Origin of the sequence: Streptomyces sp. ERV7 (assembly GCF_001653515.1) — a bacterium.
In the GTDB taxonomy this organism is placed as follows: Bacteria; Actinomycetota; Actinomycetes; order Streptomycetales; family Streptomycetaceae; genus Streptomyces.
Genome location: NZ_LYOY01000029.1, coordinates 1,488,285 through 1,515,258, shown reverse-complemented (window position 1 = coordinate 1,515,258; position 26,974 = coordinate 1,488,285). Strand labels below are relative to the sequence as shown.

Annotated in this window: 24 protein-coding genes and 2 pseudogenes; 12 read left to right on the top strand and 14 right to left on the bottom strand. The window is 70.9% G+C overall.

Features of this window, described 5'->3' with window-relative positions:
• The first annotated feature begins 100 nt into the window (after window positions 1–100).
• Window positions 101–2,845, top strand: coding sequence for a penicillin acylase family protein (locus tag A8W25_RS13120; protein WP_067160109.1), 2,745 nt, complete (start codon window positions 101–103; stop codon window positions 2,843–2,845).
• Window positions 2,846–2,912: 67 nt separating this feature from the next.
• Here A8W25_RS13120 and A8W25_RS13115 read toward each other — a convergent pair whose 3' ends face one another.
• Complete coding sequence (locus tag A8W25_RS13115; RefSeq protein WP_420708447.1) at window positions 2,913–3,476, bottom strand: 5-formyltetrahydrofolate cyclo-ligase; 564 nt, start codon at window positions 3,474–3,476, stop codon at window positions 2,913–2,915.
• Window positions 3,477–3,599: 123 nt separating this feature from the next.
• Here A8W25_RS13115 and galU point away from each other — a divergent pair, with 123 nt between their 5' ends.
• From galU to A8W25_RS34850, 5 genes and pseudogenes are all read left to right on the top strand, one after another.
• Entirely contained in the window at window positions 3,600–4,511 is a 912-nt protein-coding gene (gene galU, locus A8W25_RS13110; RefSeq protein WP_067161191.1) for a UTP--glucose-1-phosphate uridylyltransferase GalU, read from the top strand.
• On the top strand, window positions 4,508–5,809 hold the full coding sequence (gene glp / locus A8W25_RS13105; protein ID WP_067160103.1) for a gephyrin-like molybdotransferase Glp: 1,302 nt from the start codon (window positions 4,508–4,510) through the stop codon (window positions 5,807–5,809). The genes galU and glp overlap by 4 nt, the downstream gene beginning before the upstream one ends.
• A 59-nt stretch (window positions 5,810–5,868) precedes the next feature.
• Complete coding sequence (moaC, locus tag A8W25_RS13100; RefSeq protein ID WP_067160100.1) at window positions 5,869–6,369, top strand: cyclic pyranopterin monophosphate synthase MoaC; 501 nt, start codon at window positions 5,869–5,871, stop codon at window positions 6,367–6,369.
• A 110-nt stretch (window positions 6,370–6,479) separates the two neighbouring features.
• Window positions 6,480–6,986 (top strand): MogA/MoaB family molybdenum cofactor biosynthesis protein, encoded by a 507-nt coding sequence (locus tag A8W25_RS13095; RefSeq protein ID WP_067161189.1) that lies wholly within the window; start codon window positions 6,480–6,482, stop codon window positions 6,984–6,986.
• A pseudogene (locus A8W25_RS34850) lies at window positions 6,983–7,120 on the top strand (GNAT family N-acetyltransferase); the annotation flags it as partial. The gene A8W25_RS13095 and the pseudogene A8W25_RS34850, both read left to right, overlap by 4 nt.
• A 33-nt stretch (window positions 7,121–7,153) precedes the next feature.
• Here the strand turns inward: A8W25_RS34850 and A8W25_RS13090 are convergent.
• Window positions 7,154–8,728 (bottom strand): flavin-containing monooxygenase, encoded by a 1,575-nt coding sequence (locus A8W25_RS13090; RefSeq protein WP_067160097.1) that lies wholly within the window; start codon window positions 8,726–8,728, stop codon window positions 7,154–7,156.
• A 224-nt stretch (window positions 8,729–8,952) separates the two neighbouring features.
• Here A8W25_RS13090 and A8W25_RS13085 point away from each other — a divergent pair, with 224 nt between their 5' ends.
• Window positions 8,953–9,582: a MerR family transcriptional regulator gene (locus tag A8W25_RS13085; protein ID WP_067161187.1), complete on the top strand. Its 630-nt coding sequence runs from the start codon at window positions 8,953–8,955 to the stop codon at window positions 9,580–9,582.
• A 48-nt stretch (window positions 9,583–9,630) separates the two neighbouring features.
• On the opposite strand, the gene A8W25_RS13080 is transcribed toward A8W25_RS13085, so the two are convergent.
• Entirely contained in the window at window positions 9,631–12,918 is a 3,288-nt protein-coding gene (locus tag A8W25_RS13080; protein ID WP_420708446.1) for a S41 family peptidase, read from the bottom strand.
• A gap of 255 nt (window positions 12,919–13,173) precedes the next feature.
• On the opposite strand from A8W25_RS13080, the gene A8W25_RS13075 reads away from it, so the two are divergent.
• Together A8W25_RS13075 and A8W25_RS13070 are read left to right on the top strand one after the other, a co-directional pair.
• Window positions 13,174–13,749, top strand: coding sequence for a TetR/AcrR family transcriptional regulator (locus tag A8W25_RS13075; RefSeq protein WP_067160094.1), 576 nt, complete (start codon window positions 13,174–13,176; stop codon window positions 13,747–13,749).
• 97 nt (window positions 13,750–13,846) lie between these two features.
• A complete protein-coding gene (locus A8W25_RS13070) occupies window positions 13,847–16,078 on the top strand; it encodes an MMPL family transporter (RefSeq protein WP_067160091.1) in 2,232 nt (743 codons plus the stop codon).
• A gap of 119 nt (window positions 16,079–16,197) precedes the next feature.
• Here A8W25_RS13070 and A8W25_RS13065 read toward each other — a convergent pair whose 3' ends face one another.
• Window positions 16,198–16,548: an SsgA family sporulation/cell division regulator gene (locus A8W25_RS13065; protein WP_067160088.1), complete on the bottom strand. Its 351-nt coding sequence runs from the start codon at window positions 16,546–16,548 to the stop codon at window positions 16,198–16,200.
• Between the two features lie 201 nt (window positions 16,549–16,749).
• Between A8W25_RS13065 and A8W25_RS13060 the strand changes: the two genes are divergently transcribed.
• Genes A8W25_RS13060 through A8W25_RS13050 form a run of 3 tightly spaced genes read left to right on the top strand, consistent with a single transcriptional unit; the run spans window position 16,750 to window position 19,359 of the window.
• Entirely contained in the window at window positions 16,750–17,811 is a 1,062-nt protein-coding gene (locus A8W25_RS13060) for an energy-coupling factor ABC transporter permease (protein WP_067160086.1), read from the top strand.
• 1 nt (window position 17,812) lies between these two features.
• Complete coding sequence (gene cbiQ / locus A8W25_RS13055) at window positions 17,813–18,574, top strand: cobalt ECF transporter T component CbiQ (RefSeq protein WP_067160083.1); 762 nt, start codon at window positions 17,813–17,815, stop codon at window positions 18,572–18,574.
• The gene (locus tag A8W25_RS13050; protein WP_420708459.1) at window positions 18,550–19,359 is read left to right on the top strand and encodes an energy-coupling factor ABC transporter ATP-binding protein; all 810 of its coding nucleotides are present in this window, start codon (window positions 18,550–18,552) and stop codon (window positions 19,357–19,359) included. Before cbiQ ends, A8W25_RS13050 begins: the two co-directional genes overlap by 25 nt.
• Before the next feature lie 6 nt (window positions 19,360–19,365).
• Here the strand turns inward: A8W25_RS13050 and A8W25_RS13045 are convergent.
• The 10 genes and pseudogenes from A8W25_RS13045 to A8W25_RS13000 form a co-directional block, all read right to left on the bottom strand.
• A pseudogene (locus A8W25_RS13045) lies at window positions 19,366–19,875 on the bottom strand (serine hydrolase); the annotation flags it as partial.
• A 33-nt stretch (window positions 19,876–19,908) separates the two neighbouring features.
• Window positions 19,909–20,382 carry a hypothetical protein gene (locus tag A8W25_RS13040; protein ID WP_067160080.1) on the bottom strand — a complete coding sequence of 158 codons (474 nt, stop codon included), beginning with the start codon at window positions 20,380–20,382 and terminating at the stop codon, window positions 19,909–19,911.
• 17 nt (window positions 20,383–20,399) lie between these two features.
• Window positions 20,400–20,582, bottom strand: coding sequence for a hypothetical protein (locus A8W25_RS13035; protein WP_067160077.1), 183 nt, complete (start codon window positions 20,580–20,582; stop codon window positions 20,400–20,402).
• 3 nt (window positions 20,583–20,585) lie between these two features.
• Entirely contained in the window at window positions 20,586–20,879 is a 294-nt protein-coding gene (locus tag A8W25_RS13030) for a hypothetical protein (RefSeq protein WP_067160074.1), read from the bottom strand.
• Between the two features lie 141 nt (window positions 20,880–21,020).
• A complete protein-coding gene (locus A8W25_RS13025; RefSeq protein WP_079125992.1) occupies window positions 21,021–23,255 on the bottom strand; it encodes a cell division protein FtsK in 2,235 nt (744 codons plus the stop codon).
• 172 nt (window positions 23,256–23,427) lie between these two features.
• Window positions 23,428–24,252 (bottom strand): phosphoadenosine phosphosulfate reductase, encoded by an 825-nt coding sequence (locus A8W25_RS13020; RefSeq protein ID WP_107470665.1) that lies wholly within the window; start codon window positions 24,250–24,252, stop codon window positions 23,428–23,430.
• On the bottom strand, window positions 24,249–24,899 hold the full coding sequence (locus A8W25_RS13015) for a GGDEF domain-containing protein (protein WP_067160068.1): 651 nt from the start codon (window positions 24,897–24,899) through the stop codon (window positions 24,249–24,251). The genes A8W25_RS13020 and A8W25_RS13015 overlap by 4 nt, the downstream gene beginning before the upstream one ends.
• Window positions 24,896–25,909, bottom strand: a complete 1,014-nt coding sequence (locus tag A8W25_RS13010) for a DUF2637 domain-containing protein (RefSeq protein WP_067160065.1) — start codon at window positions 25,907–25,909, stop codon at window positions 24,896–24,898. Before A8W25_RS13010 ends, A8W25_RS13015 begins: the two co-directional genes overlap by 4 nt.
• On the bottom strand, window positions 25,906–26,199 hold the full coding sequence (locus tag A8W25_RS13005; RefSeq protein WP_067160062.1) for a hypothetical protein: 294 nt from the start codon (window positions 26,197–26,199) through the stop codon (window positions 25,906–25,908). The genes A8W25_RS13010 and A8W25_RS13005 overlap by 4 nt, the downstream gene beginning before the upstream one ends.
• A gap of 155 nt (window positions 26,200–26,354) precedes the next feature.
• On the bottom strand, window positions 26,355–26,771 hold the full coding sequence (locus A8W25_RS13000; RefSeq protein ID WP_067160059.1) for an NUDIX domain-containing protein: 417 nt from the start codon (window positions 26,769–26,771) through the stop codon (window positions 26,355–26,357).
• Between the last annotated feature and the right edge of the window lie 203 nt (window positions 26,772–26,974).

The following is a 26,974-nucleotide window of genomic DNA, read 5'->3' as shown; positions in this document are numbered from 1 at the left end:
CGGGCTGACGCTCATAAAAGACACCGCGTCCGGGGCTGTCAGTCGCTGCGCCTATGGTTGCTCCAGCACCTAGGACCACCCTGCCCCTCGAAGGACAGCGATGCCCGCCAACACAACCGCCCCTTCCGCCAAGACGAAGGTCAGGAAGAAGGGACGCCGTGCCCGGCTGTTCCTGATCGTCCTGGTGCTGGCGCTCGTAGCGGGTGTCGGATACGGCGCGTACTGGGGCGTCAGCACCGTGCGCGCCTCCTTCCCGCAGACCACGGGGTCGATCCAGCTCAAGGGCCTCACCGGCGGCCCGGTGGAGGTCAAGCGCGACGACTACGGGGTGCCGCAGGTCTACGCGGACAACGACACCGACCTCTTCATGGCCCAGGGCTTCGTCCAGGCCCAGGACCGCTTCTGGGAGATGGACGTCCGCCGCCACGTGACCTCCGGCCGGCTGTCGGAGATGTTCGGCAAGGACCAGGTCGAGACCGACGCCTTCCTGCGCACTCTCGGCTGGCGCCGGGTCGCGCAGCAGGAGTACGACACCAAGCTGTCACCGCAGACGAAGAAGTACCTCCAGGCGTACGCCGCCGGTGTCAACGCCTATCTGGAGGGCAAGGGCCCCAAGGACATCTCCGTCGAGTACGCGGCGCTGGACTTCGTCCACGACTACAAGGCCGAGAAGTGGACTCCGGTCGACTCGGTGGCCTGGCTCAAGGCGATGGCCTGGGACCTGCGCGGCAACATGCAGGACGAGATCGACCGGTCCCTGATGACCAGCCGACTCACGCCCAAGCAGATCAAGGACCTGTACCCGCCGTATCCGACCGCCACCCACCGGCCGATCGTCGACGGGGGCTCGGTCAACAAGATCACCGGCAAGTACGACCCGAACCGTGAGCCGAGCACCGGCACCGGGGCCGGGTCGAGCGTCCAGGGCGCCACCCAGGGCGCGCAGGCGCAGCTCGCGCGCCTCTCCAGGAGCCTCGAAAAGATCCCGGCGCTGCTCGGCCCCAACGGCAGCGGCATCGGCTCCAACTCCTGGGTCGTCTCCGGCAAGTACACGACGACCGGCATGCCGCTGCTCGCCAACGACCCGCACCTCGCGCCGATGATGCCGTCGCTCTGGTACCAGATGGGCCTGCACTGCCGAAAGGTCTCCGCGACCTGCGGCTTCGACGTGGCGGGCTACACGTTCTCCGGGATGCCCGGTGTGGTCATCGGCCACAACCAGGACATCTCCTGGGGGTTCACCAACCTGGGCGCCGACGTGACCGACCTCTACCTGGAGAAGATCGCTCCCGGCGGCACCTACCTGTACGACAACCAGCAGAAGGCCCTTCGCACCCGCGAGGAGGTCATCAAGGTCGCGGGCGGCAAGAGCAAGACGATCACCGTGCGCGAGACCAACAACGGCCCGCTGGTCTCCGACCGTGACGACGAGCTGGAGAAGGTCGGCAAGAAGGCCCCCGTGGCCACCTCCGCCCCGGACCGGGGCGAGGGGTACGCGGTGGCCCTGAAGTGGACCGCCCTGGAGGCCGGCAAGTCCATGGACGCCGTCTTCGAGCTCGACCGGGCCAAGGACTTCAAGTCCTTCCGGGCGGCGGCGAAGGACTTCGAGGTCCCCTCGCAGAACCTGATCTACGCCGACACCAAGGGCCACATCGGCTACCAGGCGCCGGGGAAGATCCCGGTCCGCGCCAAGGGCTTCGACGGGTCCGTGCCCGCCCCCGGCTGGGACTCCCGGTACGACTGGAAGAAGTACATCCCCTTCGACCAGCTCCCGTACGAGTTCGACCCCAAGCGCGGCTACATCGTCACCGCCAACCAGGCCGTGATCGACGAGAAGAAGTACCCGTACCTGCTGACCAAGGACTGGGGCTACGGCACCCGCAGCCAGCGGATCAACGACCTCATCGAGTCGAAGACCAAGGACGGCGGCAAGGTCTCCACCGAGGACATGCAGAAGATGCAGATGGACAACAGCAGCGAGATCGCCGCGCTGCTGACGCCCGCGCTGCTGAAGATCGACGTCCCCGACCCGGCCGTACGGGAGGCGCAGAAGCTGCTGGAGGGCTGGGACTACACCCAGGAGTCGGACTCCGGAGGGGCCGCCTACTTCAACGCGGTGTGGCGCAACGTCCTCAAGCTGGCCTTCGGCAACAAGCTCCCCAAGGAGCTCCGGGTCGAGGGCGAGTGCCTGAACGTGCGGCCGCCGGACAGCTCCGGCCCGGTGGACGACCTCAACGGGCTGGTGCGCGAGTGCGGCCAGCGCGACGCGGACTCGGCGCAGCCCGACGGCGGCGACCGCTGGTTCGAGGTGGTCCGGCGGATCTTCAACGACGAGAAGAACGAGTGGTGGCAGACGCCCAAGAGCCGTCTGGACCCGGCCACCAAGACCCGTGACCAGCTGCTGGCGCGCGCGATGAAGGACGCCCGCTGGGAGCTGACGGCCAAGCTCGGCAAGGACGTCACCACCTGGAGCTGGGGTCAGCTGCACCAGCTGACGCTGAAGAACCAGACCCTGGGCACCGACGGCCCCGGCATCGTGCGCTACCTCCTCAACCGCGGCCCGTGGAACCTGGGCGGCGGCGAGGCGGCGGTCAACGCGACGGGCTGGAACGCGGGAGGCGGCGACTACTCGGTCACCTGGGTGCCGTCGATGCGGATGGTGGTGAACCTGAAGGACTTCGACAAGTCGAAGTGGATCAACCTCACCGGCGCCTCCGGCCACGCCTACAGCGCGCACTACTCGGACCAGACCGGGAAGTGGGCCAGGGGCGAGCAGCTGGAGTGGTCCTTCGGCGCCAAGGCGGTCGACGCGTCGACGGTCGACACGCTGACGCTCAAGCCGTGAGCCTCAAGCCGTGAGCTTCTTCTGAAGCCGAGGCTCAGGCAGTGAGCTTCTGGCCGTGAGCCGAGGCTCAGGCCTTGAAGCGGGTCACGCCCTTCGGGGTGACCACCGCGTGTACGGGGTGGTCGTGCGGTTCCTCCGGGACCCGGGCGACCACCTCGTTCTCGTACAGGAGCACCACGCGCGCGGGATCGTGGCCCGCCGCCGCGATCCGGGCCAGCACCCGGTCGTACGAGCCGCCGCCCCGGCCCAGGCGCATCCCGCGCGCGTCGACCGCGAGGCCGGGCAGCAGCACCGTGTCGGCGCCCACCACGGCGGCCGGGCCGAGCCGGGGCCCCGACGGCTCCAGGAGCCCCCGCCCGGCCGGTTCGAGCCGGTCCGCGCCCTCGTACTCCGCCCAGTCCAGGTCATTGTCCGATTGCAGTACGGGCAGCAGGATGCGTACCCCACGCGCGCGCAGCGCGTCGAGGAGCGCACGCGTCCCGGGCTCGCGCCCCACCGAGACGTACGCGGCGACGGTTCCGGCCGCCGCGAGCTCGGGAAGTCCGAGCGCACGGCGGGCCAGCTCCTCGGCCGCCCGGTGGACGTCGTCCTCCGCCAGGAGGCGCCGGGCACCCAGGAGTTCCCCGCGCAAGAGGGCCTTTTCGGCTGCACCATCACTCACAGTGTTTTCACAATCCCCTCAAATGCCGGTTTATGAGGCTGAATTAACCGGAGGATAATCTTCCGCCCATACGCAGCGGTTAGTGTGCTGCGCATGACTCAGTCGTCACCACGGATCACCAAGGCTGTCATTCCGGCGGCAGGCCTCGGCACCCGGTTCCTGCCGGCCACCAAGGCCACGCCCAAGGAGATGCTGCCGGTCGTCGACAAGCCCGCGATCCAGTACGTGGTCGAAGAGGCGGTCGCCGCCGGCCTCTCGGACGTGCTGATGATCACCGGGCGCAACAAGCGCCCCCTGGAGGACCACTTCGACCGCAACTACGAGCTGGAGGAGGCCCTCTCCCGCAAGGGCGACGAGGCCCGGCTCGCCAAGGTCCGCGAGTCCAGCGACCTCGCCGCCATGCACTACGTGCGCCAGGGCGACCCCAGGGGCCTGGGCCACGCCGTGCTGTGCGCCGCGCCCCACGTGGGCGAGCAGCCCTTCGCGGTGCTCCTCGGCGACGACCTCATCGACGCGCGCGACCCGCTGCTCTCCCGGATGGTGGAGATCCAGGAGCGCGAGGGCGGCAGTGTGATCGCCCTGATGGAGGTCGACCCCTCCCAGATCCACCTGTACGGCTGCGCGGCCGTCGAGCCCACCGGTCACGGCGACGTCGTACGGATCACCGGCCTGGTGGAGAAGCCCGACCCGTCCGACGCGCCCAGCAACCTCGCCATCATCGGCCGGTACGTGCTGGACCCCGCGGTCTTCGCGATACTGCGCCAGACCGAGCCGGGCCGCGGCGGCGAGATCCAGCTCACCGACGCGCTCCAGCAGCTGGCCGCGGACGAGAAGGTCGGCGGCCCGGTGCACGGCGTGGTCTTCAAGGGCCGCCGCTACGACACCGGCGACCGCGGCGACTATCTGCGTGCCATTGTCAGACTCGCGTGCGAACGTGAAGACCTGGGCCCCGACTTCAAGGCCTGGCTTCGCAGTTACGTGACCGAGGAGATGCAGGCACCTTGAGCAACACGATCTGGTCGGTCGACGAGCACCTGGAGGACGTCCTCGCCACCGTGGAGCCGCTCGAACCCATCGAGCTGCAACTGCCCGACGCCCAGGGCTGCGTGCTGGTCGAGGACGTCACGGTGCCGCTCGCGCTGCCGCCCTTCGACAACAGCTCGATGGACGGGTACGCGGTGCGCGTCGCGGACGTGGCGGGCGCCAGCGAGGAGTTCCCCGCGGTGCTGACCGTGATCGGCGACGTCGCCGCGGGCAGCGGTGAGCTCCCGGCCGTCGGTCCCGGCGAGGCCGCCCGGATCATGACCGGTGCCCCGCTGCCGCCCGGCGCCGAGGCCGTCGTCCCGGTCGAGTGGACCGACGGCGGCACCGGCGGCGGCGCGGCCACCGGGATGCGTGCCGCCAGCGACGCGCCCGAGGGCGCCGGCGGCGAGGTCCGGGTCCACCGGCCCGCCGAGGCCCGCGCCCACGTCCGCGCGCGCGGCAGCGACGTGCAGGCGGGCGATCTCGCCCTGGCCGCCGGGACCGTGCTCGGCCCGCCCCAGATCGGCCTGCTCGCGGCGATCGGCCGGGGCACCGTGAAGGTCCGCCCGCGCCCGCGCGTGGTCGTCGTCTCGACCGGCAGCGAACTCGTCCAGCCCGGCGAGAAGTTGGCCGAGGGCCAGATCTACGACTCCAACAGCTTCGCGCTGGCCGCCGCCGCGCGCGACGCGGGAGCGATCGCGTACCGGGTGGGCGCGGTCACCGACGACGCCGAGACGCTGCGCGCGACCATCGAGGACCAGCTGATCCGCGCCGATCTGCTGGTGACCACCGGCGGTGTGAGCGTGGGGGCGTACGACGTCGTCAAGGAGGCGCTGTCCTCGGTGGGCGACGAGGACGAGCCGGGCAGCGGCATCGACTTCCGCAAGCTCGCCATGCAGCCCGGCAAGCCCCAGGGCTTCGGCTCGATCGGCCCCGACCACACCCCGCTGCTCGCCCTGCCGGGCAACCCGGTGTCGTCGTACGTCTCGTTCGAGCTGTTCGTCCGGCCGGCCATCCGCACCCTGATGGGCCTGCCGGACGTGCACCGGCCACGCGCGCGTGCCGCGCTCAGGGCCGACAAGGCGCTCACCTCCCCGGCGGCCCGGCGCCAGTTCCTGCGCGGGACCTACGACGCGCGCGAGTCGGCCGTCACCCCGGTCGGAGGCTCCGGATCGCATCTGATCGCGGCCCTCGCCCAGGCGGACTGCCTGATCGTCGTTCCCGAGGACGTCACCTCGGTGGAGCCCGGCTCCGAAGTGGAGGTGGTCCTGCTCGGCTGACCGGGCCGGGGTGGCGGTAGCGTGTCTGCCCACACAGGCCGGACCGGGAGCGCCACACGATGAGTACGCAAGGCAGGCTGACGCACATCGACGAGGCGGGCGCGGCCCGTATGGTCGATGTCTCCGAGAAGGACGTGACGGCCCGCACCGCGCGCGCGAGCGGCCGTGTACGCGTCTCGCCGCGCGTGATCGAGCTGCTGCGCGGCGAGGGCGTGCCCAAGGGCGACGCCCTGGCGACCGCCCGGATCGCCGGGATCATGGGCGCCAAGCGCACCCCGGACCTGATCCCGCTCTGCCACCCGCTCGCGGTGTCCGGGGTGAAGCTGGACCTCACGGTCGCCGACGACGCCGTGGAGATCCTGGCGACGGTGAAGACGACCGACCGCACGGGCGTCGAGATGGAGGCGCTGACCGCCGTCTCGGTGGCCGCGCTGACCGTCGTCGACATGGTGAAGGCCGTGGACAAGGCGGCCGTCATCACGGACGTGCGGGTCGAGACGAAGACCGGCGGCAAGTCGGGCGACTGGTCCCGCCCCGAGCCGGAAGGGGCCACGCCGTGACGGCGCCGGGTGCGCCGGACGGCGCGGCGGCCCCGGGCGGCACTCCGCAGCGCCCCGGCGTGGAGAACCCCCCGCCCTTCCCCGGCGACTCGGCGGGCCTCGGCGCCGCGCTGCTCGCCCCGTACGCGGCGCTCGTCGTCACGGCCTCCAACCGCGCGTCGGCCGGTGTGTACGCGGACCGGGGCGGCCCGATCCTCGCCGAGGGCCTGGCCGGGCTCGGCTTCGCCGTGGACGGGCCGCTGGTCGTGCCCGACGGCGACCCCGTCGAACAGGCGCTGCGCGCGGGCACGGCCGCCGGGTACGACGTCATCGTCACCACCGGCGGCACCGGCATCTCGCCGACCGACCGCACCCCCGACGCCACCCGCCGTGTCCTCGACTACGAGGTCCCCGGCATCCCGGAGGCGATCCGCGCGGAGGGCCTCGCCAAGGTCCCGACCGCCGCGCTCTCGCGGGGGCTCGCCGGGGTCGCGGGCAAAGGCACCCTGATCGTCAACCTGCCGGGCTCCACCGGCGGCGTCCGTGACGGACTGGCCGTCCTGGAGCGGCTGTTGCTGCACGCCGTCGACCAGATCCGGGGCGGAGACCACCCCAGACCCGCGGGGAGCCCAAGCTGAACGTCCCATCATGGCCGGTCGAGCTGGCGGACGGCGAGGTGCTGCTGCGCCCCATAAAGCTGCGCGACCAGCGGGTCTGGCGCGAGGTGAACCGGCGCAACCGTGAGTGGCTGCGGCCCTGGGAGGCGACCATCCGAAGGGGCCGGAGGTGACGTGCGCGGGGCGCTTCACGAGGCCACCGCCTCGGGGGTCGTCGGGTTCGGTCCCGGCTTCCTGGACCTGCGGGGCCCGGCCGCCGCGGGGGCGGGCTCGGCGGCCTTGGCGCGGACCACCTCGTACTCCCCGAGGTCGACCTCGCGGGTCGCCCTGCGGAACTCGCCGGTGGTGCCCGGCCAGATGGTGGTGTTGCGGCCGCTCGCGTCCAGGTACCAGCTGGTGCAGCCGCCGGTGTTCCACACGGTCCGCTTCATGCGCTCCTGGACGCGCCGGTTCCAGGCGCCCACGGCGGACGGCCGGGCGGCGAGGGCGACGCGCCCTCCGAGGACGTCCAACTGGCGCAGATAGTCAGCCATATAGCTGAGCTGCGACTCGATCATGAGGATCATCGAGGAGTTCCCGAGGCCGGTGTTGGGCCCGATGATCGTCATCCAGTTGGGGAACCCGGCGGCGGTGGCGCCGCGCAGCGACTCCATGCCGCCCTTCCACGCCTGGGCGAGGGTGTGCCCCTCGGCGCCCACCACGCGGTCGGCGATCGGCATGTCCGTGACGTGGAACCCGGTGCCGAAGATGATCGCGTCGACCTCGGTCTCGGTGCCGTCGGCCGCGACCAGCGTGGAGCCGCGCACCTCGCTGAGCCCCGAGGCGACCAGGTCGACATTGGGCTTGGCGAGCGTCGGGTAGTACTCGCTGGACAGCAGGATGCGCTTGCAGCCGATGCGGTAGTCCGGAGTGAGCTTGGCGCGCAGGGCCGGGTCCTTGATGGCCCGCGCCATGTTCCGCTTGGCCAGCGACTCGACCAGGCCCAGCTCGTTCGGCCGCTTGGTGAACGCGCTGACCTGCAACTCCCGGATGCCCCACAGCAGTCCGCGGCGCGCGGCCCCGGTGAACGGCAGCTGCCGGTGCAGCCAGCGCTCGGGCGCGGTGATCGCCCGGTCCACACGCGGCATCACCCAGGGCGGGGTGCGCTGGAAGAGCGTGAGGGTGCGGACCTCGGGCTGGATGGCCGGGACGATCTGGATCGCTGAGGCGCCGGTCCCGATCATGGCGACGCGCTTGCCGCGCAGGTCGTAGTCGTGGTCCCAGCGGGCGGAGTGGAAGACCTTGCCGGGGAAGGTGTCCAGGCCGGGGATCTCGGGCATCTTCGGGTCCGAGAGCGGCCCGGTGGCGGAGACGACGACATCCGCGTGGAGGACGGACCCGTTGGCGCACTCGATCACCCAGTACAGCTGCTCGCCGTCCCATCGCATCATCGTCACTTCGTGGTCGAAGCGGATGTGCGAGCGCAGCCGGAAGGTGTCGGCGACGTGCTCCAGATAGGCCCGGATGTGCTGCTGCCCGGAGAAGGTGCGCGGCCACTCCGGGTTGGGCGCGAAGGAGAACGAGTACAGGTGCGACGGTACGTCGCAGGCGCATCCGGGATAGCTGTTGTCCCGCCAGGTCCCGCCGACCGAATCGGCCCGCTCAAGGACGACGAAGTCGGTGATCCCCTCGCGCCGCAGCCGGACCGTGGCCCCGAGCCCGCCGAATCCGGACCCGATCACCGCCACCCGTACGTGCTCGGGCTCGCGCTCGTGCTGGACCATGCCACCGCCTCCATGCAGGACGTCTGTGCGGAGAGTCTGTATGACGCGCGACTCTGCCAGTAATCACTGGCACAGTTGGGAGAGTAGAGCAGCGGCATACCGAGCGGTAGGGGTCCGGCCGGGGAAAGTTACTGGCGGTACAACATAGGCTGGCGGATGTGGCAGACGGAGGAGTGGGCAGCGGGCCCGGGGGCGGCGTCCCGGCGGCGTCCCGTGAGTACCGCATGGAGGAGCTGGCCGCCAAGGCCGGCATCACCGTACGCACGCTGCGGTTCTACCGTGAGCGCGGCCTCATCCCGCCACCGCGCCGTGAGGGCCGGATCGCCTGGTACGACGAGCGCCATCTGGCCCGGCTGCACACCATCGCCGCCCTTCTGGAGCGCGGCCACACCCTCTCCGGCATCGCCGACCTGACCGCGGCGTTCGAGTCGGGCCGCGACGCGGGCGAGGCGCTCGGCCTGGTCGAGCCGACCGAGGAGACGCCGGTCCGGCTCACCCCCGAGGCCCTCGCGGACCACTTCGCGGGCGAGGTGACCCCGGAGAACCTGGCGGCGGCGCTCGACCTCGGCTATCTCGCGGTCGACGGCGAGGAGATCGTCCACATCAGCCGCCGGCTGCTCGACGTCTCGGCCGCGCTGGTGCGCGAGGGCGTCCCGCTCGCCGCGGTCCTGGCGGCGGGCCGCGAGGTCCGCTCCCACGCGGACGCGCTGGCCCGGCTGTTCGTCGACCTGCTCCACACCCACACCTCGGACCAGGACCTGGCCCGGCTGCGCCCGCTGGCCAAGCACGTGGTCGAGGCGGAACTGTCCTTGGCGATGGACCGCCGCCTGGCGGAGGGCGCGGCGGGGCCCTGAGCGGTGCGGTGTTGGTCTGCGACCAGCCACAGACCAGCCGCAGACGAATCACCGCGGCGGGAGCTCCGGCCGTCGCCGGTCCGGGGCGTCGGCGTATCCGGGCGGCGTGGCCGCGGGCCTACCGGACAGCAGATCCAGCGCCAGCTGCACCGCGTCGTCGAGCTGGGCGTGGCGGCCCTCCGCCCAGTCCAGCGGGGTGCGCAGGATCTCCAGGTCCGGCTCGACCCCGTGGTTCTCGACGGACCACTGGTAGCCGTCGAACCAGGCCGCGTTCATCGGCACCGTGATCACCGTGCCGTCGCCCAGGGTGTGGCGGCCGGTCATGCCGACCACACCGCCCCAGGTGCGCTGGCCGACCACCGGGCCCAGGTGCAGCAGCCGGAAGGCCGCCGTGATCATGTCGCCGTCGGAGGAGGTCGCCTCGTCGGCGAGGGCCACCACCGGGCCCCTGGGGGCGTTCGAGGCGTACGAGACCGGCTGGGCGTCGCGGGTCAGGTCCCAGCCGATGATCTTGCGGGTGAGCTTCTCGATCACCAGCTCGCTGATGTGGCCGCCCGCGTTGCCGCGTACGTCGACGATCAGGGCCGGGCGGGACATCTCCAGGCGCAGGTCCCGGTTGAACTGGGCCCAGCCCGAGCCGCCCATGTCCGGGATGTGGAGATAGCCGCACTTCTCGCCGCTCAGCTCCCGTACCACCGCCCGGCGCTTGGCCACCCAGTCCTGGTAGCGCAGCGGGCGCTCGTCCACCAGGGGCACGACCGCCACCCGCCTCGATCTGCCCTCGCCCTCGGCGGGCTGGAAGGTCAGCTCGACGGTCGTGCCGCCCGCGCCCGCGAGCAGCGGGTACGGGCCCGCCACCGGGTCCACCGGGCGGCCGTCGACGTGGGTGAGCACCGCGCCCTCGCGGATGCCGGTGCCGGCCAGCGGGGAGCGGGCCTTGGAGTCGGAGGAGTCGCCGGGCAGGATGCGCCGCACCATCCAGCCCTCCTCGCGGTGGACGAAGTCGGCGCCGAGCAGCCCCTGGGGGCGCTGGTAGTGGGGCGGGCCCTCGTTCCTGCGCGCGGCCGAGACATAGGCGTGCGAGGTGCCCAGCTCGCCGAGCACCTCGCGCAGCAGGTCCGCGAACTCGTCGGGGGAGGCGACCCGCTCGACCAGCGGGCGGTACTGGTCGAGGACGGCCTTCCAGTCGATGCCGCACATCTGCGGCTCCCAGAAGTACGCGCGGATGATCCGGCCCGCCTCGTCGTAGGCCTGGCGCCACTCCAGGGGCGGGTCGGCCTCGTGCAGGATGCGGCGCAGGTCGAGGTAGATGGTGGAGTCGGTGTCGCCGGACTCGGTGGCGGGCACGGCCCGCAGGTCGCCCTCGTCCACGACCACCAGCCGGCTGCCGTCGCCGCTCACCGCGAACCAGTCCAGGTGGTCGACGAGTTCGGTCTTGCGCGCCTTGGTGATGTCGAAGTGCTCCAGGGTCGGGCGGCCCGAGGTGTCCGCCGGATTGGCGAAGGTCTCGCCCAGCGCGCCCGAGATCGGCCAGCGCAGCCACACCAGACCGCCGCCGGAGACCGGGTGCAGCGCCGAGTACTTGGAGGCCGCCACCGGGAACGGCGTCACCCTGCTCTCCAGGCCCTCCACCTCGACGGTGACCGTGCCGTCGCCGGACTCCTCCAGCGGGTCGAGTCCGCCCGCGGCCGGGCGCCCGTCGGGCAGCAGCGCGAAGGGCGAGGGGGTGGCCGAGGAGAGCGGGACCAGATACGGGCGGCAGCCCAGCGGGAAGGAGAGGTCGCCGGTGTGGACGTCGTAGACCGGGTCGAAGCCGCGCCAGGACAGGAAGGCGAGATAGCGGCCGTCCCTGGTGAACACCGGGTTCTCGTCCTCGAAGCGGCCGTTGGTGACGTCCACGATCACCCGGGCGCCGGGACCCGCGATCCGGGCCATCTTGATCTGGCGCAGTGAGCGGCCGATGCCAGGGTGGGACCAGGTCAGCCAGTTGCCGTCGGGGGAGAACGCCAGATCGCGGACGGGCCCGTTGATCGAGCGGATCAGTTCGGTGACCTCGCCGTTGGACTCCTCGGTGGCGTCGATGAGCAGCAGCCGCCCGTCGTGCGAGGCGATCGCCAGGCGCTCGCCCTCCGGGTCGGAGAGCAGCTCCTGGACCCGGCCGACCTCGCCGGAGGCCAGCCGCCTCGGCTCGCGGTCGCCGCTGGCCCGGGGCAGATAGGCGATCTCGACCGCGTCCTCGCCGTCCGCGTCGGTCACATACGCCACCTGGCCGCCGGTGCCGAGCATCTCGGGGAGGCGGACCCGTACCCCCGCGGTGTCGGTGATCGTGCGGGCCGGGCCGTCGCGGTGGGTGAGCCAGTAGAGGCTGCCGCGCACCACGACCGCGCTGGCCCGGCCGGTGGTGTCGACCGAGAGCGCGTCCACATGGCTGGCGGCGGGCACCTGGTACGTACGCCGCCCGGCGCGCGGGCCGCCCAGGCGCACGTCCAGGCGGCGCGGGGCCGAGTCGGGGGTGAGCGCGTCCACGATCCACAGATCGCCCGCGCACTGGTAGACCACCCGGCGCCCGTCCGAGGAGGCGTGCCGGGCGTAGTACGCGTCGTGGTCGGTGTGGCGGCGCAGATCGGAGCCGTCGGGCAGACAGGAGTAGAGGTTGCCGACGCCCTCGTGGTCGGAGAGGAAGGCGATGCGGTCCGCCACGAACATCACCGAGTCGAGGTGGCCGCCGATGTCCGGGAGCAGGCGCTTGCCGTGCAGCCACAGGCGGCCCATGGCGCCGCCCCGGTAGCGCTTCCAGGCCGCGGGCTCGTGCGGCGGCTTGCCGGTGAGCAGCAGGGTGCGACGCTCGCCGTCGAGGTCGTTGACCGCGATGTCGGAGACCGGGCCCCAGGGCAGCCGCCCGCCGGGGGAGCCGTCGGCGGGGACGCTGTAGGCCCAGGAGAAGTACGAGAAGGGCTGGCCGTGCGAGGAGACGGCCAGGATGTGGCCGTCCGGGGTCCAGCCGCAGACTCGGGTGTCGGTCGAGCCCCAGTAGGTCAGCCGCCGGGCCGGGCCGCCGCCGACCGGGGCCAGATGGATCTCCGGGTCCAGGCTGCGCCAGGTCGTGTACGCGATCTGGCCGCCGTCGGGGGAGAACCGGGGATGGCTGACCTTGGTGCGGTCGACGGTGACCCGCCAGGCCCGCGAGGGGCTGTGGCCGGCCGGGACGAGCGGGGCGACCCACAGGTCGTCCTCGGCGGCGAAGCAGATCAAGTCGTCGTGCAGATGCGGGAAGCGGAGGTATGCGCCCTCGGTCACGGGCGCCGGCTGCTGGTCGTCCTCGCGTGCGTCGCTCACTCGTCAATGCTTTCCGCGGGACGGGGGTGCGGCAACTTATGGACCCTGGACAGTTGTGGCACAGAACACAAGCGAAACGGTTTCGTTTCGCTCGTCGCTCACTCGTCAATGCTTTCCGCGGGACGGGGGTGCGGCAACTTATGGACCCTGGACAGTTGTGGCACAGAACACAAGCGAAACGGTTTCGTTTCGCTCGCTCGGAGCGATATCGTCGTACGAGTACGAAACCGTTTCGTTCGGATGGGAGGTCGAGACATGGCAAGCAGGCTCACGCCCGCACGTGAGGCAGAGCTGTACGAGTCGGTGCTCGACCTGCTGCGCGAGGTCGGCTACGACGCCCTGACGATGGACGCCGTCGCCGCCCGTACCCGCTCCAGCAAGGCAACCCTCTACCGTCAGTGGGGGAACAAGCCGGAGCTGGTCGCCCGTGCGCTGCGGCACAACAAGCCGTCGAGTCTCCACGAGATCGACACCGGCTCGCTGCGCCGCGACTTCCACGAGCTGGTCGGTCTTGAGGACGACTGCAAGCTGGAGAAGGACTCCGCGCTGATGCGGGGCCTGATGCGCGCCGTCCACGACAACCCGGACCTCCACCAGGCGCTGCGCGAGGTGCTGATCGAGCCGGAGATCACCGGCCTCGACCAGGTGCTGCGGCGCGCGGTGGAACGCGGCGAGGTCCGCGCGGACTGTCCCGCGATCCCCTACGTCGTACACATGCTGGTCGGCGCCTTCGTCGCCCGGCAGCTCGTCGAGGACAAGCCGGTGGACAAGGCCTTCCTCGGAAACTACATCGACGCCGTGGTCCTCCCCGCCCTCGGCGATCCCGTCTAGCTCCCCACCAACCTGCCCCACCTGACGTACGCCGCTCTCGTCGTCGGGCTGGTTATCCACGCCCTGTAAGCCAACGACCGACCGGGAGTACGCCCTCGTGGCCACGTTCCTCTACCGACTCGGCAGGTTCGCCTTCCGGCGCCGCCGCTATGTCGCCCTGGTGTGGGTGGCGCTGCTGTTCCTCGCCGGATTCGGCGCCGCGTCCGCCTCCACTCCTTCCGCCAGCTCCTTCTCCATGCCCGGCACCGAGGCCCAGAAGGCCTTCGACCTGCTGGAGCAGCGCTTCCCGGGGGGCAGCGCCGACGGCGCCACCGCCCGTATCGTCTTCAAGGCCCCGGCCGGCCAGACCATGAACGACCCGGCCGGCAAGGCTCAGGTCGCCAAGGTCGTCGCCGACCTGCCCAAGGGCTCGAAGCAGGTCTCCTCGGTGACCGACCCGTACGAGGCGAACGCCGTCTCCAAGGACGGCTCGACCGCGTACATATCCGTGAAGTACAAGGTCAACGGCATGGCCCTGGAGGACAGCGACCGCAAGTCGCTGGAGAACTCCGGCAAGGCCGCCGAGAAGGCCGGGCTCACCGTCGAGATCGGCGGTGACGCGCTCCAGGCCCAGCCCGAGACGGGCTCCGGCGAGATCATCGGTGTGGTGATCGCCGGTATCGTCCTGATGATCACCTTCGGCTCGCTGATCGCGGCCGGGCTTCCGCTGATCACCGCCATCATCGGCGTCGGCATCGGCGTCTCCACCATCACCGCGCTCGCCAACGTCCTGGACCTCGGCAACACCACCTCGACGCTGGCCTCGATGATCGGCCTCGCCGTCGGCATCGACTACGCGCTCTTCATCGTCTCGCGCTACCGGGCCGAGCTCCGCGAGGGCCGGGACCGCGAGGAAGCCATCGGCCGGGCCGTCGGAACGGCCGGTTCCGCGGTCGTCTTCGCCGGTCTCACCGTCGTCATCGCGCTGTGCGGCCTCGCGGTCGTCAACATCCCGATGCTCACCAAGATGGGCGTGGCCGCGGCCGGTACGGTCGTGATCGCGGTCCTGATCGCGCTCACCCTCATCCCGGCGGTGCTCGGGTTCGCGGGCAAGCGCGTCTTCGGCCGCCGCACCCGCAAGAAGATGGAGGCCGGCGAGGCCGGCACGGTCGAGGCCCCCAGCGAGGCCAAGCCGAACATGGGCACCCGCTGGTCCAGCTTCGTCCTGCGCAAGCCGATCTGGGTGCTGCTCGCCGGTGTGATCGGGCTCGGCGCCATCGCCATCCCGGCCGCCTCGCTGGAGATGGGTCTGCCGGACGACGGCTCGCAGCCGACCTCGACGACCCAGCGCCGCGCCTACGACACGCTCTCCGACGGCTTCGGCCCGGGCTTCAACGGCCCGCTGATGATCGTCGTGGACGGCGCCAAGGCGTCCGGCGGTGCCAAGGCCGCGGCCGACCGCACCTCGGACACCATCAAGAAGCTGCCCGACGTCGCCGAGGTCATGGCGCCCGCCCTCAACAAGGAGGGCGACACCGCGACCATCACGGTGGTCCCGAAGTCCAAGCCGTCCTCCAAGGACACCGAGGACCTGGTCCACTCGATCCGTGACGCGGGCAAGGACATCAAGTCCGAGACCAAGGCCGAGGTCCTGGTCACCGGTGCGACTGCGATGAACATCGACTTCTCGCAGCGCATGAACGACGCGCTGGTGCCCTACCTCGGGCTCGTGGTCGGTCTCGCCTTCCTGCTCCTGATGGTGGTCTTCCGCTCGATCCTGGTTCCGCTGAAGGCGGCCCTCGGCTTCCTGCTCTCGGTGGTCGCCGCCCTCGGCGCGGTCGTCGCGGTCTTCCAGTGGGGCTGGCTCAGCGGGCTCTTCGGGGTGGAGAACCCCGGCCCGATCATGTCGATGATGCCGATCTTCATGGTCGGTGTGGTCTTCGGTCTGGCCATGGACTACGAGGTCTTCCTCGTCACCCGGATGCGCGAGGCGTTCGTCCACGGCGAGCGTCCCGGCCAGGCGGTCGTGACCGGCTTCCGGCACGGCGCCCGGGTGGTCTCCGCCGCCGCGGTGATCATGATCGCGGTGTTCTCCGGCTTCATCGGCGCCAGCGACCAGATGATCAAGATGATCGGCTTCGCCCTGGCGATCGCGGTCTTCTTCGACGCCTTCGTGGTCCGTATGGCCATCGTCCCGGCGGTGCTCGCGCTGCTCGGTTCGAAGGCCTGGTGGCTGCCGGGCTGGCTCGACAAGATCCTGCCCAACGTCGACGTCGAGGGCGAGGGCCTGAAGGCCCTTGAGGCCAAGGCGTCGGACGGCGACGACGACCGCGAGCTCGCGCGCGTCTGACCCGTCACCCCGTAACGCCCACGGCCTGTGGGGACGGGACCGTGCGGCCGAGCCGGCCCCTACGCATCACGCGTAGGGGCCGGCTCTCTTGCTGCGTACGTCCGGCTACGCCGGGGCGACTAGGCCCGTCCGCTGGACGCGGGCGTCACGCTGTACGTATGCCGCAGAAAGCGGACCAGGGGGGAGCTGTCGAACTGGACCACCGCGACTCCGTCCGGCGAGTGGAACTCCAGGACGGTCTGGGCCCGCCCGCACGGCCAGACCACGATGTCGCCGCGGCGGGCCGGGCCGCGCAGCCCGGCCTCCAGGAGCGCGCGCGGGAAGACCCACTCATTGCCGCCGGGGAACGCGAAGCGCACGGTCAACGGGTCCTCGGCGGGGTCGTAGCGCAGGGCGACCGGAACGGGGCGGTGGTGCGGGGCGTCCGAGACGATCCTCGCGCGGGCGTGTTCCTCGACGGCGGGGGACATCAGTCGCTCCTCACACTCACACTGCGCAGCTCTACATGCTCTTTGTCATTAAATGTCGCATATTTTCGGGGGCGCGCCGGGCGCGAGAACGGTTGGTAAATCTCACGCATGCGCTCTTGCGACCCGTTCGCAAGTGCACGACTATCATCGAGCGGTTCATTCGAATGGTTCCAGCCATCCCGGCCCCAGCGGAGACCACCCATGCATGTCCCGGACGGATTCATCAACGCCCCCGTCTCCGCGATAGCCGGAGTCGGCGCGGCCGCCGCCATCGCGGTCAGCCTGCGCGGGGCACGACGTGAACTCGATGAGAAGACGGCCCCGCTCGCGGGTCTGGTCGCGGCGTTCATCTTCGCCGTGCAGATGCTGAACTTCCCCGTGGCGGCCGGCACCAGCGGCCATCTGCTCGGCGGGGCGCTCGCGGCGATACTCGTCGGTCCGTACACCGGCGTCCTCTGTGTCTCCGTCGTGCTCCTCATGCAGGGCATCCTCTTCGCCGACGGCGGCCTCACCGCGCTCGGCGTCAACATCACCGACATGGCGATCGTGACGACGGTCGTGGCGTACACCGTCTTCCGCGGCCTGGTGAAGATGCTGCCCCGCAGGCGCAGCTCCATCACCGCGGCCACCTTCGTCGCCGCCCTCCTCTCCGTCCCGGCCGCCGCCCTGGCCTTCACCGCGATCTACGCGGCCGGCGGCACCACCGACGTCCCGCTCGGCAAGGTGCTCACCGCCATGGTCGGCGTGCACGTCCTCATCGGCATCGGCGAGGCGGCGATCACCGCGCTCACCGTGGGCGCGGTCATCGCCGTACGGCCCGACCTCGTCCACGGCGCCCGCGGTCTGCACGCCCCGCTGAAGCTGCGCGTGGGCGGCGAACTGGTCGACGCCCCCGCTCCCGAGCCCGTACCCGCCGCGGCCCGCTCCACGCACAAGGTCCGCGCCGTGTTCGTCGTCGCCGCCCTGCTACTGGCCGGTTTCTTCTCCTTCTACGCCTCCGCCTCCCCCGACGGCCTGGAGAAGGTCGCCCACGACAAGGGCATCGACACCCAGGAGAAGAAGCACGCCACCGAGGACTCGCCGCTCGCCGGCTACTCGGTCAAGGACATCGGCGACGACCGGGTCGCCACCGGCCTCGCGGGCATGATCGGCGTCGCGGTGACCGTCGGCGTGGGCAGCGGGGTCTTCTGGGTGGTGCGCCGCCGCCGCGGCAGCGCCGCCGAGGCCACACCCACGGCCGTGCCCCAGACGGAGAAGGTCTGACATGGGCGCGGGACACACGCACAAGCTCTACCGGCAGGCCGCGTCACCCGTCCACGACCTCCCCCCGCACTGCAAGATCGCGGCCGTCTTCCTCTTCGTGATCGTGGTCGTCTCGACCCCGCGCGAGGCGGTCTGGGCCTTCGGTCTGTACGCGGTGCTGATCGGCGTGGTGGCGGGCTCGGCCCGGATCCCGGCGGGCTTCCTGCTCAAGCGGCTGCTGATCGAGATCCCGTTCGTGGCGTTCGCCGTGCTGATGCCGTTCGTGGTGCCGGGCGAGCAGGTGCATGTGCTCGGCCTGTCGATGAGCGAGAACGGGCTGTGGGGCGCGTGGAACGTGCTGGCCAAGGGCACGCTCGGGGTCGCCGCCTCGGTGATCCTGGCGTCCACCACGGACCTGCGGGCCCTGCTCCTGGGCCTTGAGCGGCTCAGGCTTCCCTCGCTCCTGGTCCAGATCGCGTCCTTCATGATCCGCTACGGCGACGTCATCACGGACGAGATGCGCCGGATGTCGATCGCCCGCCGCTCGCGCGGCTTCGAGGCGAAGGGCCTGAAGGCCTGGAGCGTCCTCGCCAAGTCGGCGGGCGCGCTGTTCATCCGCTCCTACGAGCGCGGTGAGCGGGTACATCTGGCCATGGTCAGCCGTGGTTACGCGGGTTCGATGCCGGTCATCGACGATGTGACGGCGACCGGTGCGCAATGGCGTTACGCGGCGGTGCTCCCCGCGTCGGCTCTGGTCATCTGTCTGTTGGGGTGGACTCTGTGAACACGTCTGTGACTTCTTCCGCGGCTTCTTCGGCTCCCCCCGCCTCCCTTGAGGTGAGCGGGCTGGCCTTCGCCTATCCCGACGGCCACCAGGCCCTGTTCGGGGTCGACCTGACGGTGGCCCGGGGCGAGCGGGTCGCGCTGCTCGGCCCCAACGGCGCGGGCAAGACCACGCTGGTCCTGCACCTCAACGGCATCCTGACGGGCGGCGCGGGCTCGGTGACGGTGGCCGGGCTCCCGGTCGAGAAGCGGAACCTGGCCGAGATCCGCCGCCGGGTCGGCATCGTCTTCCAGGACCCCGACGACCAGCTGTTCATGCCCACCGTCCGCGAGGACGTGGCGTTCGGCCCGGCCGCGTCCGGGATGCGCGGGGCGGAGCTGGAGGCGCGGGTGCGCACGGCGCTGGAGCGGGTGGGGATGGCGGAGTTCGCGGACCGGCCCCCGCACCACCTCTCCTTCGGCCAGCGCCGCCGGGTCGCGGTGGCGACCGTGCTCGCGATGGAGCCGGAGATCCTGGTCCTGGACGAGCCGTCGTCCAACCTGGACCCCGCCTCCCGCCGCGAACTGGCCGACATCCTGCGGGCGCTGGACGTCACCGTGCTGATGGTCACGCACGACCTGCCGTACGCGATGGAGCTGTGCGGCCGTTCGGTGATCCTCAGCGGCGGGACGATCGCGGCGGACGGCAAGACGGTGGACGTCCTGTCGGACGAGGAGCTGATGGGTACCCACCGTCTGGAGCTGCCGTTCGGCTTCGACCCGAGGGCGGCGGCGGCCAAGGCGTGACCCGGCTTACGGGGTGATGGCCTCCCGGACCGCGCGCACCAGGGCCTGGGCGCGCGGGTCGGCGGTGACGCCCTTCTGGAGGCCGTTGGTGACGTAGCCGAAGGCGATGCCCGACTCCGGGTCGGCGAAGCCGAGGGAGCCGCCGCGGCCCGGGTGGCCGAAGGAGCCGGGGCCCAGGAGCGGGGACGCGGGGCCGTGCAGCATGAAGCCGAGGCCGAAGCGGGTGTTGACGACGAGGACGCGGTCGGCCCCGGCGGACTCCTCGGTACGCGCGAGGGCGACGGTCGCCGGGGCGAAGAGCCGCCGCCCGTCGACCTCCCCGATGGTGGCCGCGTAGAACCGGGCGAGACCGCGGGCGGTCGATATCCCTCCCGACGCGGGGAGTTCGGCGGCGCGGTAGGCGGGGTCGTTCTCGTCCGGGAGCGGGTCGATGGCGCCGAAGGCGCGGCGGGTGAGGGAGCCGGGGTCGGCGTAGGCCGCGGCGACGGCGGGCTTGGGGCGCAGGGTGATGCCGCCGGCGACGCGGGACGGCGCCCGCCTCGGGCGTAGCTAGCTGTAGAAGTGGTTGCGCTTGATCACGGCCTTGCGGATGTTGACCGTGCCGCCCTTACCGCCGCTGATGGCGCGGGCGGGGGTACGCAGGGCGACGACGATGACCGCGACCCACACGAGAGCCCCGCCACTGATTCCCGCTGCGGCACTGATGACCTCTCCGACGCCGTAGCCGACGCCAGCCGCGAGGGCCCCGCCCCCAAGTCCGGCACCCATGAACCGCTGGGCGATGGGGTCCAGAAGCGGCATCGGGGTGAGGTCGCGCGGCTCGCTCGGGGCGATGGGGGCGGGCGCGAGGTGTTTGGGCATGGGGACCATGCGTCCGTAGGCGTCGGGGACCCACACCACCGGCTGCCGCTCGCCGTACGGGGCCACCGTCATCGCCGGGCCCGGCGTGTACAGGTCCAGGGGCTGGGGGTGGTGGACGGCCACGGCGCCCTTGGCAGGGTCGTGGGTGAGGCGTTCGTTCACGGTCGTTCCCCTCCAAGTCAGTTGGGCAGTGCCTGGACGATGGCGGTCATGAGGCTGTTGACGGTCCCGGCGGCGCCGGTGCTGGCGCCGTAGAAGCCGAAGAGCGCGGCCACGAGCGCGGTGCCGTAGCTCTTGTTGGACCGCAGGATCAGCGCCAGGAAGATGCCGAAGAGCAGAACGAGCGAGATGGTGACAGCCATGGGTCAGCCCTTCTTCGCGAACGGACGGGCGGCGGGGGTGGGGGTGTCGCTCTGGCCCTCGCGGTAGGTGCGCAGCCAAAGGTTGTAGAGGCGGCGGCCGACGCGGACGCGCTTGCCGTGGCCGTGGCAGCGGCGGCAGTCCTTGGCGCGTTTGGCGTGGCCCTTGCGGTCGTGCTTGATGGCGTGGCCCATGCCGTGGCAGCGGCGGCAGTCGCCGTACGGGCTGCCCGCACACACGCTCACGTAACCGAGCGTGACTATGAGCAGGCAGGCGCTAGCAAGGAGGAAGGGGGTCATGGGGAGCCCTCCAGGGCAGTTTTCGGGGATTCCCGCAGGTGGGGTGCTAGATGCGAGTTCCCTGATCAGATGGGAAATCCGGTGCTAGCGGGGCTGCTAGGTCTAGCAGCGGTGGGGTGCTAGACCTAGCAGTGGTCCGCGTCAGCCCTTGCCGGGCTTTCCGTCACGCTCGGTGATGGCGGCGACGATGTCGGCGCGGGCGATGCCGCGCCGGGTGGTGCCCTTGCCCTTGTCGCTGGTGGCCCATACGTCCTGCACCGTGATGCCGTGCGGGCGCAGGTTCTTGGCGACCGTCTCCGCCTTCCAGCCCGTGTAGACGTCGGGGCGCAGGTCGGCGAGACGGGTGGCGACCTTCTCGTTCCACACCTTGTCCTCGTCGACCGCCACGACCTTCAGCACGTCGGCGAGAAGGTCGAAGCTGGCCTCCTCGGTCTCGGGGAGCTGGCCGATGGCGTGGCCGGTGACGTTGCCGTACTCCTCGCGCATCTGCCGGGCCCGCGCCACGACCTGCTCAGCGCCGACCGCGTCCACGAACGCGGAGGCGACGATGCGGGGGTCGTCGCCTTCACCGGCCATCCAGCAGATGCCGCGGTCGGTGCGGGAGAACATCGTGGCCCGGTATCCGGCCTTGTACATCGAGGTGCCCAGCACCATGTCGTTGGCGGGCTGGGCCATGACCTTCAGGCAGAACCTGAGCACGGCGTTCGCGGAGATGCCGGTGGGCAGCGACTTCGCGTCCGGGCGCTGCGTGCCGAACAGCATCGTCATCCCCAGTGCCGGGCCGCGCTTGCCCAGGTCGGTGCAGATCTCCTCGATTTCCGCGCCGAACTTCTCGTGCTCGAAGGGGACCTGGCACTCATCGAACCCGGCCACGATCGGGTGCAGCCGCAGCGTCTTGTCGTTGGCCAGCTCCGGGGTCACCTTCGACTCCGGGCACCGCGAGCGCGGCAACGACTTGATGACCTTCGCCCGGCGCCGCAGCTCCGCGCGCAGCTCACGCAGGGCGTTGAGGACGTATTCGATGTCGTCGTCCTCATCGCCCGCGCGGTAGCGGTGGCAGACGGGTTCGAGGGCGCCGAAGTCGCCGGTGCCCTTGAAGTCGAACGCGTGGACTTCCGCGCGCGGGTCGAGAGCGGCGATGAGGAGGAACAGCCGCATCAGGAAGGTCTTGCCCATGCGCGGAATCGACCCGACGATGACGGAGGCGAACATGAGCGTGACGGACACGTCGCCCATGCGCTGGTCGTTGCCGAACACGACCGGCTTGAACAGGTCGACCACACCCGACTTCAGCAGCGGCCAGGCGGGCTTGGTCGTCTCGTTCATCGGCTTGTCCCCGACCCACAGCACAAGCCGTCCCTCGTGCTCGGTCGGGTCGGCCGACGGCCACACGCAGCCGACTTTGCGCCGCAGACCGGAAGCAAGCGACTTGCGGGCCTCCATGATGTCCTCCGGGGTAACACCCCACGGCAAGTCGAGGTCGGCGCGGTAGCCGGGCCCGTCACGGGTGATCTCGGAGGTGAACCGCATCCCGTTCATGTCGCCGCCCTTCTTGATGGCGGCGGACAGCTTCGGGTTGCCGATGTTGTCCAGGGCCCGGAGCACGATCGAGGTGGTCAGCTTCTCCAACTCGGTCTTCACAACGGCCCGGCCGATCACGGGCTCATCCGCCTTGCCGCCCTTGAACCCGGCGACCAGCACCGCGGCGGACGCGAACAGCACGAGCCAGCCCGGTGCCAGGATGTAGCAGGCCATCGCGAGCGGCACGCCGATGAGCCCGGCAACGGCCATGACCAGCATGCGCAGCCGCACGCGGCGGTCACGCTGGCGCGACAGCTTCAGGTACTCGCCGGTGTTCTCGTGCTCTACCTCGTACGCCCGCAGCGGGGCCGCTTCCGCGTCCCACACCCACCGGTTGGTCTTCGAGATGAGGCGGGCCGCACCCGTCGGCGCGTCCAGCGTCAGCCGGTATAGGTACCAGGGGGTGCGGATGCCGTGATAGGCGGTGGCGTAGAAGGCGTTGCCGGTGGCGCGCTGCGCGGTGGAGACGAAACCGGGCTTGGACTTCAGCCAGGACGGCACGATCGGCTTGCGCTTGTACGTGGTGATCCCGGGGCCCGGCAGGGTCGACGGGTCGGCCGGACGCGGCGCCGTGGAGTCGCCCGACTCGTCGTGGCCGGTGTCGGCCGACGGGTCGATAGTGCGGACGGCCGACTCACCGGCCGACGGGTCGGCCGACTCCGTTCCGGTGCGGTCGGGCGACCCGGCGCGGGCGTGGCGGGCCTTGTCGAGGTCGACCACCTCGCCGGTTCGGTCGGCGTTCATGTCGGCTTCGAGGCGTTCGAAGAAGTCGTGGTTCTCGTCGGGGTGATTCACTGAGGACTCCCCTTCAGGGATGGAGGGATGGCGGGCCCGGCCGACGCTGTGAGAGGTGGGCGGTCGGGCCCGTGTGCTGAGCATCCGCCCGGATGCCGGGCAGCAGGGCACGCAAAGTGCGTGGTCTGTGGTGCGAGGCAGCCTCAAGGGGCTGACCGGTCGCCCTTGTGGGTTAGGTCATGCACCAGCCGGAATCACAGCCGGAGTCGAATTCGTCGAACGGCAGCGTGTCGACTCCGTCCGGGATCGCAGCACGCAGGGGCCGGTTGAACCGGGTCAGCCAGACGTGGTCTTTGCCGAGTTCGTCGCGGCGGCGGTTGAGGAGTTCTTCGAGCTGGCAGGCGCGTTCGAACAGATCGGGTTCGTTGCGGCGCATGTCGTGCCACGCTTCCGGCCGGTGGAACGGGCAGAACCAGCACGACGACTTCGGCGGTACCGGCAGGCCCGCGGTGCGGATAATGCGGGCGCAGTCGACACGGCGGATCCCGCGTTCCAGCAGCGGGTACTCGATGACCTCGTGCGGTTCACAACGCCGGTTGTTCGCCCGGCCTATCTCATCGAGGCTGATGCCGATCCCGACCGTAGCCGGGGCGTCCTTCGTGGCACCGCGGCGTTTGAGTTCGTCTCCGACGACTTGGATTTTGAACTGCGCTGTGCACGAACGGGTGCCGGGGGCCCCGTTCGACATCCGTACCGGGATCTTCAGTGACCGGGAGCCCTCGCGGGTGAGGTCCTGGTAGAGCGTGCGGACCTCACCGGAGCGCTTCATCACCCGGTCCAGCACAACCAGCTCAAGGCCGTGGACTTTGGCGTAGGGAATGGCGTACTGGTGCAGATAGGAGAGGGTGCCGGGGTGTTCGGAGTCGTCCCCCACGTTCGCCATCAGGAAGGTGCGGTAGTCCAGCTCGCCCGAAGCCGCAAGGACAAGGGCTGCCATGGACTGCACGCCCCCGCCAAAGCTGAACGATTTCACCGCAGTGGCATTCGGTGTGGTCATGCCGCCACCTCCAGCGTGGGCGGGGTGGTGCGGGTTCCGCGGCGCCCGGAGCGGCGTCCGGCGACCGTGGCGAAGAGCCTGCCGAGCCCGGCCCGCTTCAGCCCGGATCGGGCTTGCTTGGCTGCGTACATCGACTCATCGGCCCGGCGCAGCAGGCCGGACAGGTCTTCGCCTGGGAAGTCGGCGGCGCGGACCCAGCCGAGCGACACGGTGGTGTGCACGTTCGGGTTCTGGCCGTCGACCGGTCGGGCGAGGATGCCGCACAGGAGGGCGAGTAGGTCGGCGGCGGCGCCGTGCTCGTCGATCAGGACGGCGGCGAACTCATCGCCTCCGAGCCGACCGGCGACCCCCTTGCGGCCCACGTGGCGGGTGAGACGGTCGGCGGTGGCCTTCAGCAGCATGTCCCCTGCGGCATGGCCGTGGGTGTCGTTGATCTGCTTGAACTGGTCCACATCCGCCAGCACCACGACCGCGCGCGGGTCCTTCAGCAGGGTCGTGGCGCGGTGGGTGAAGGCGTCGCGGGTACGCAGCCCGGTGAGCGGGTCACGTCGGGCGACGTGAAGGCGTCGGCCAAGCCAGCGCACATGCGCGGCCCATCCGGCAGCCAGCGGGGCGGAGGCGGCGAGAACGTCTAACAGGGTGTTCATGCCGCCACCTCCCCGACCGGCTCGCCCTCGTCAGAGGCGGGGGTGCCGACGGCGTGCAACGGCTGGTGGGCGCGCTCCGCGGTGAGGATGTCGCGCACCTCGCGAGCCTGCTTGGCCCCGCAGCGCAACCCCTTGCGCAGCGCTTCGGCGTTGATATCCGCGTCCGACCACGACCCCGTCAGCTCCCGTGCCTGGGCCGTCAGCTCATCGAGCGTGCGCCGGGCGGGCGCATTCGTCGGGCGGCGGCGCGGCGCGGACGGCTTGCGGGATGCGGGGGCGGGCGCCGGTGCCGAGGTTTCGGGCTCCGGCTCCTCGGGCTGCTCCGGATCCTCTGGCACCGGTTCGGTTCCGGGGGCGAGGTCCCCGAGCCTGAGCAGGACGCGGGCCCGGCGGGGTGTCCTCGAACGCCACCTGCGGCCGTACTGCTCGCGCAGGTCAGCACGCGCCAACTGCCGCTCACGTTCGCGGGTGAGGGCGTCGGCGTAGGAGGTGATCTCCCACAGCGTCATGCGCCGCCACAGCGTGAACGTCGGCCACGGGGCCAGCAGCCACCGCGTCCACCGGATCTTGTCCATCCGGCGGCCGGTGACCGCGCCGATGCGGACGGCGTAGATGTGCGCGCCGATCTCGGAGAAGACCACCCACAGCAGCGGCATCGTGCCGTGGGCCAGCTTGGCCCACATCCCCTCACCCGCGGCGACGTTCAACCCGCACGTGACGAGAGTCAGCAGCCAGGGCACGAACCGCACCCACGCCAAGCCCATGTCCATGCGGATCAGCAGAAGGTTGGCGACGGTGAACACCGGGATAGCCCCGTCGATGCCCACGGGCAGCATCCACGGCTCGGTGAACCCCCACCGCAGCGCGGCCGACGAGACCGCGTCGAAGGAAGCGAGGAAGCCGAGCGAGCCGACACCAGCCGCAGCGGCGGCGCCGACACCGGCCAGCCCGAGTTCCGGGCGCGTCAGCGGCGGAATCACCGGACGCTCGGTCGCGGTGCCGGCAGTCATGCCGCCGCCTCCTTGCGCGCCGAACGGCGCCGGGAGACCGGGCGAGCCAGCGCTACGACGTTGAACAGCTCCGCCGCGTGGTCCTCGATCGCGCAGGCCGCGATCCGGATCGCGTCGTCCGGCATACCGGGGTTCTCCGCGAGGATGTCGCGGGCCGCGTCCAGACGGGCCGCGCGCTCCATCTCGCTCTCGCCCTCCACACCCAGCCACAGTTCGACCGGGGTGCCCAGGGCGAGTTCGACGAAGTCGTTGCTGGTCACGGCCCGACGGCCATTGATGTACGAACGCATGACGAAACTCCTGATCACAGAGGGATGGGAGAGACCGGAGCGGGCGCGGCTTGTGGAGAGACGGCGCCCGCCCCGGGCGGAAGAAGGAGCGCCCCGGCCGGGAGTCGAACCCGGCCTACGACCATCGAGGCGGTGAAGCGGAACAGTTGTCAGGCTCAGGAGGCCGATGCAACAGCCGCGTTGAGAATGTCGGCGTGGTCGAACGCGAGCGGCGGCAGCGCGTCCAGCGGCCACCACTGGGCATTCGCCGCGTCATCGCCCGCCTCCACGATCGTTCCGGGGATGACGGTCAGGTGGTAGGCGACGGTGACGTACCGGCCGCGCGGGTCGCGGTCGGGCTGATCGAACGTGCCGACCTGCTCCAGCTCCGCCTCCATCGCGTACACCCCGGCCTCTTCGGCAAGCTCGCGAGCAGCAGCGGCGCGACTCGTCTCGCCGGGGTCGACGTGGCCGCCGGGGAGGGCCCACTGGCCCTTGAACGGGTCCCACCCGCGTTCGATCAGCAGGACATGCCCGTCGGTCGTGGTGACGACAACATCGGCGGTGTAGCGAATGACCTCGTTGAGCTCCATAGCTGCTCCCTGTGAAGGTGACTGTCAGATGTCGCGGAGCGCCCCGGCCGGGAGTCGAACCCAGCCTTCGACCATCGAGGCGACTTGCACTGAACCGCGTACGGGACAGGACCCGTACACGCCCGCCCACTTGCAGAGGTGGGGTGGGACTCCCTCGGACCCCATCGACCACCCGTGTGCAGGTGGCTGGGGCCGCACGCTGT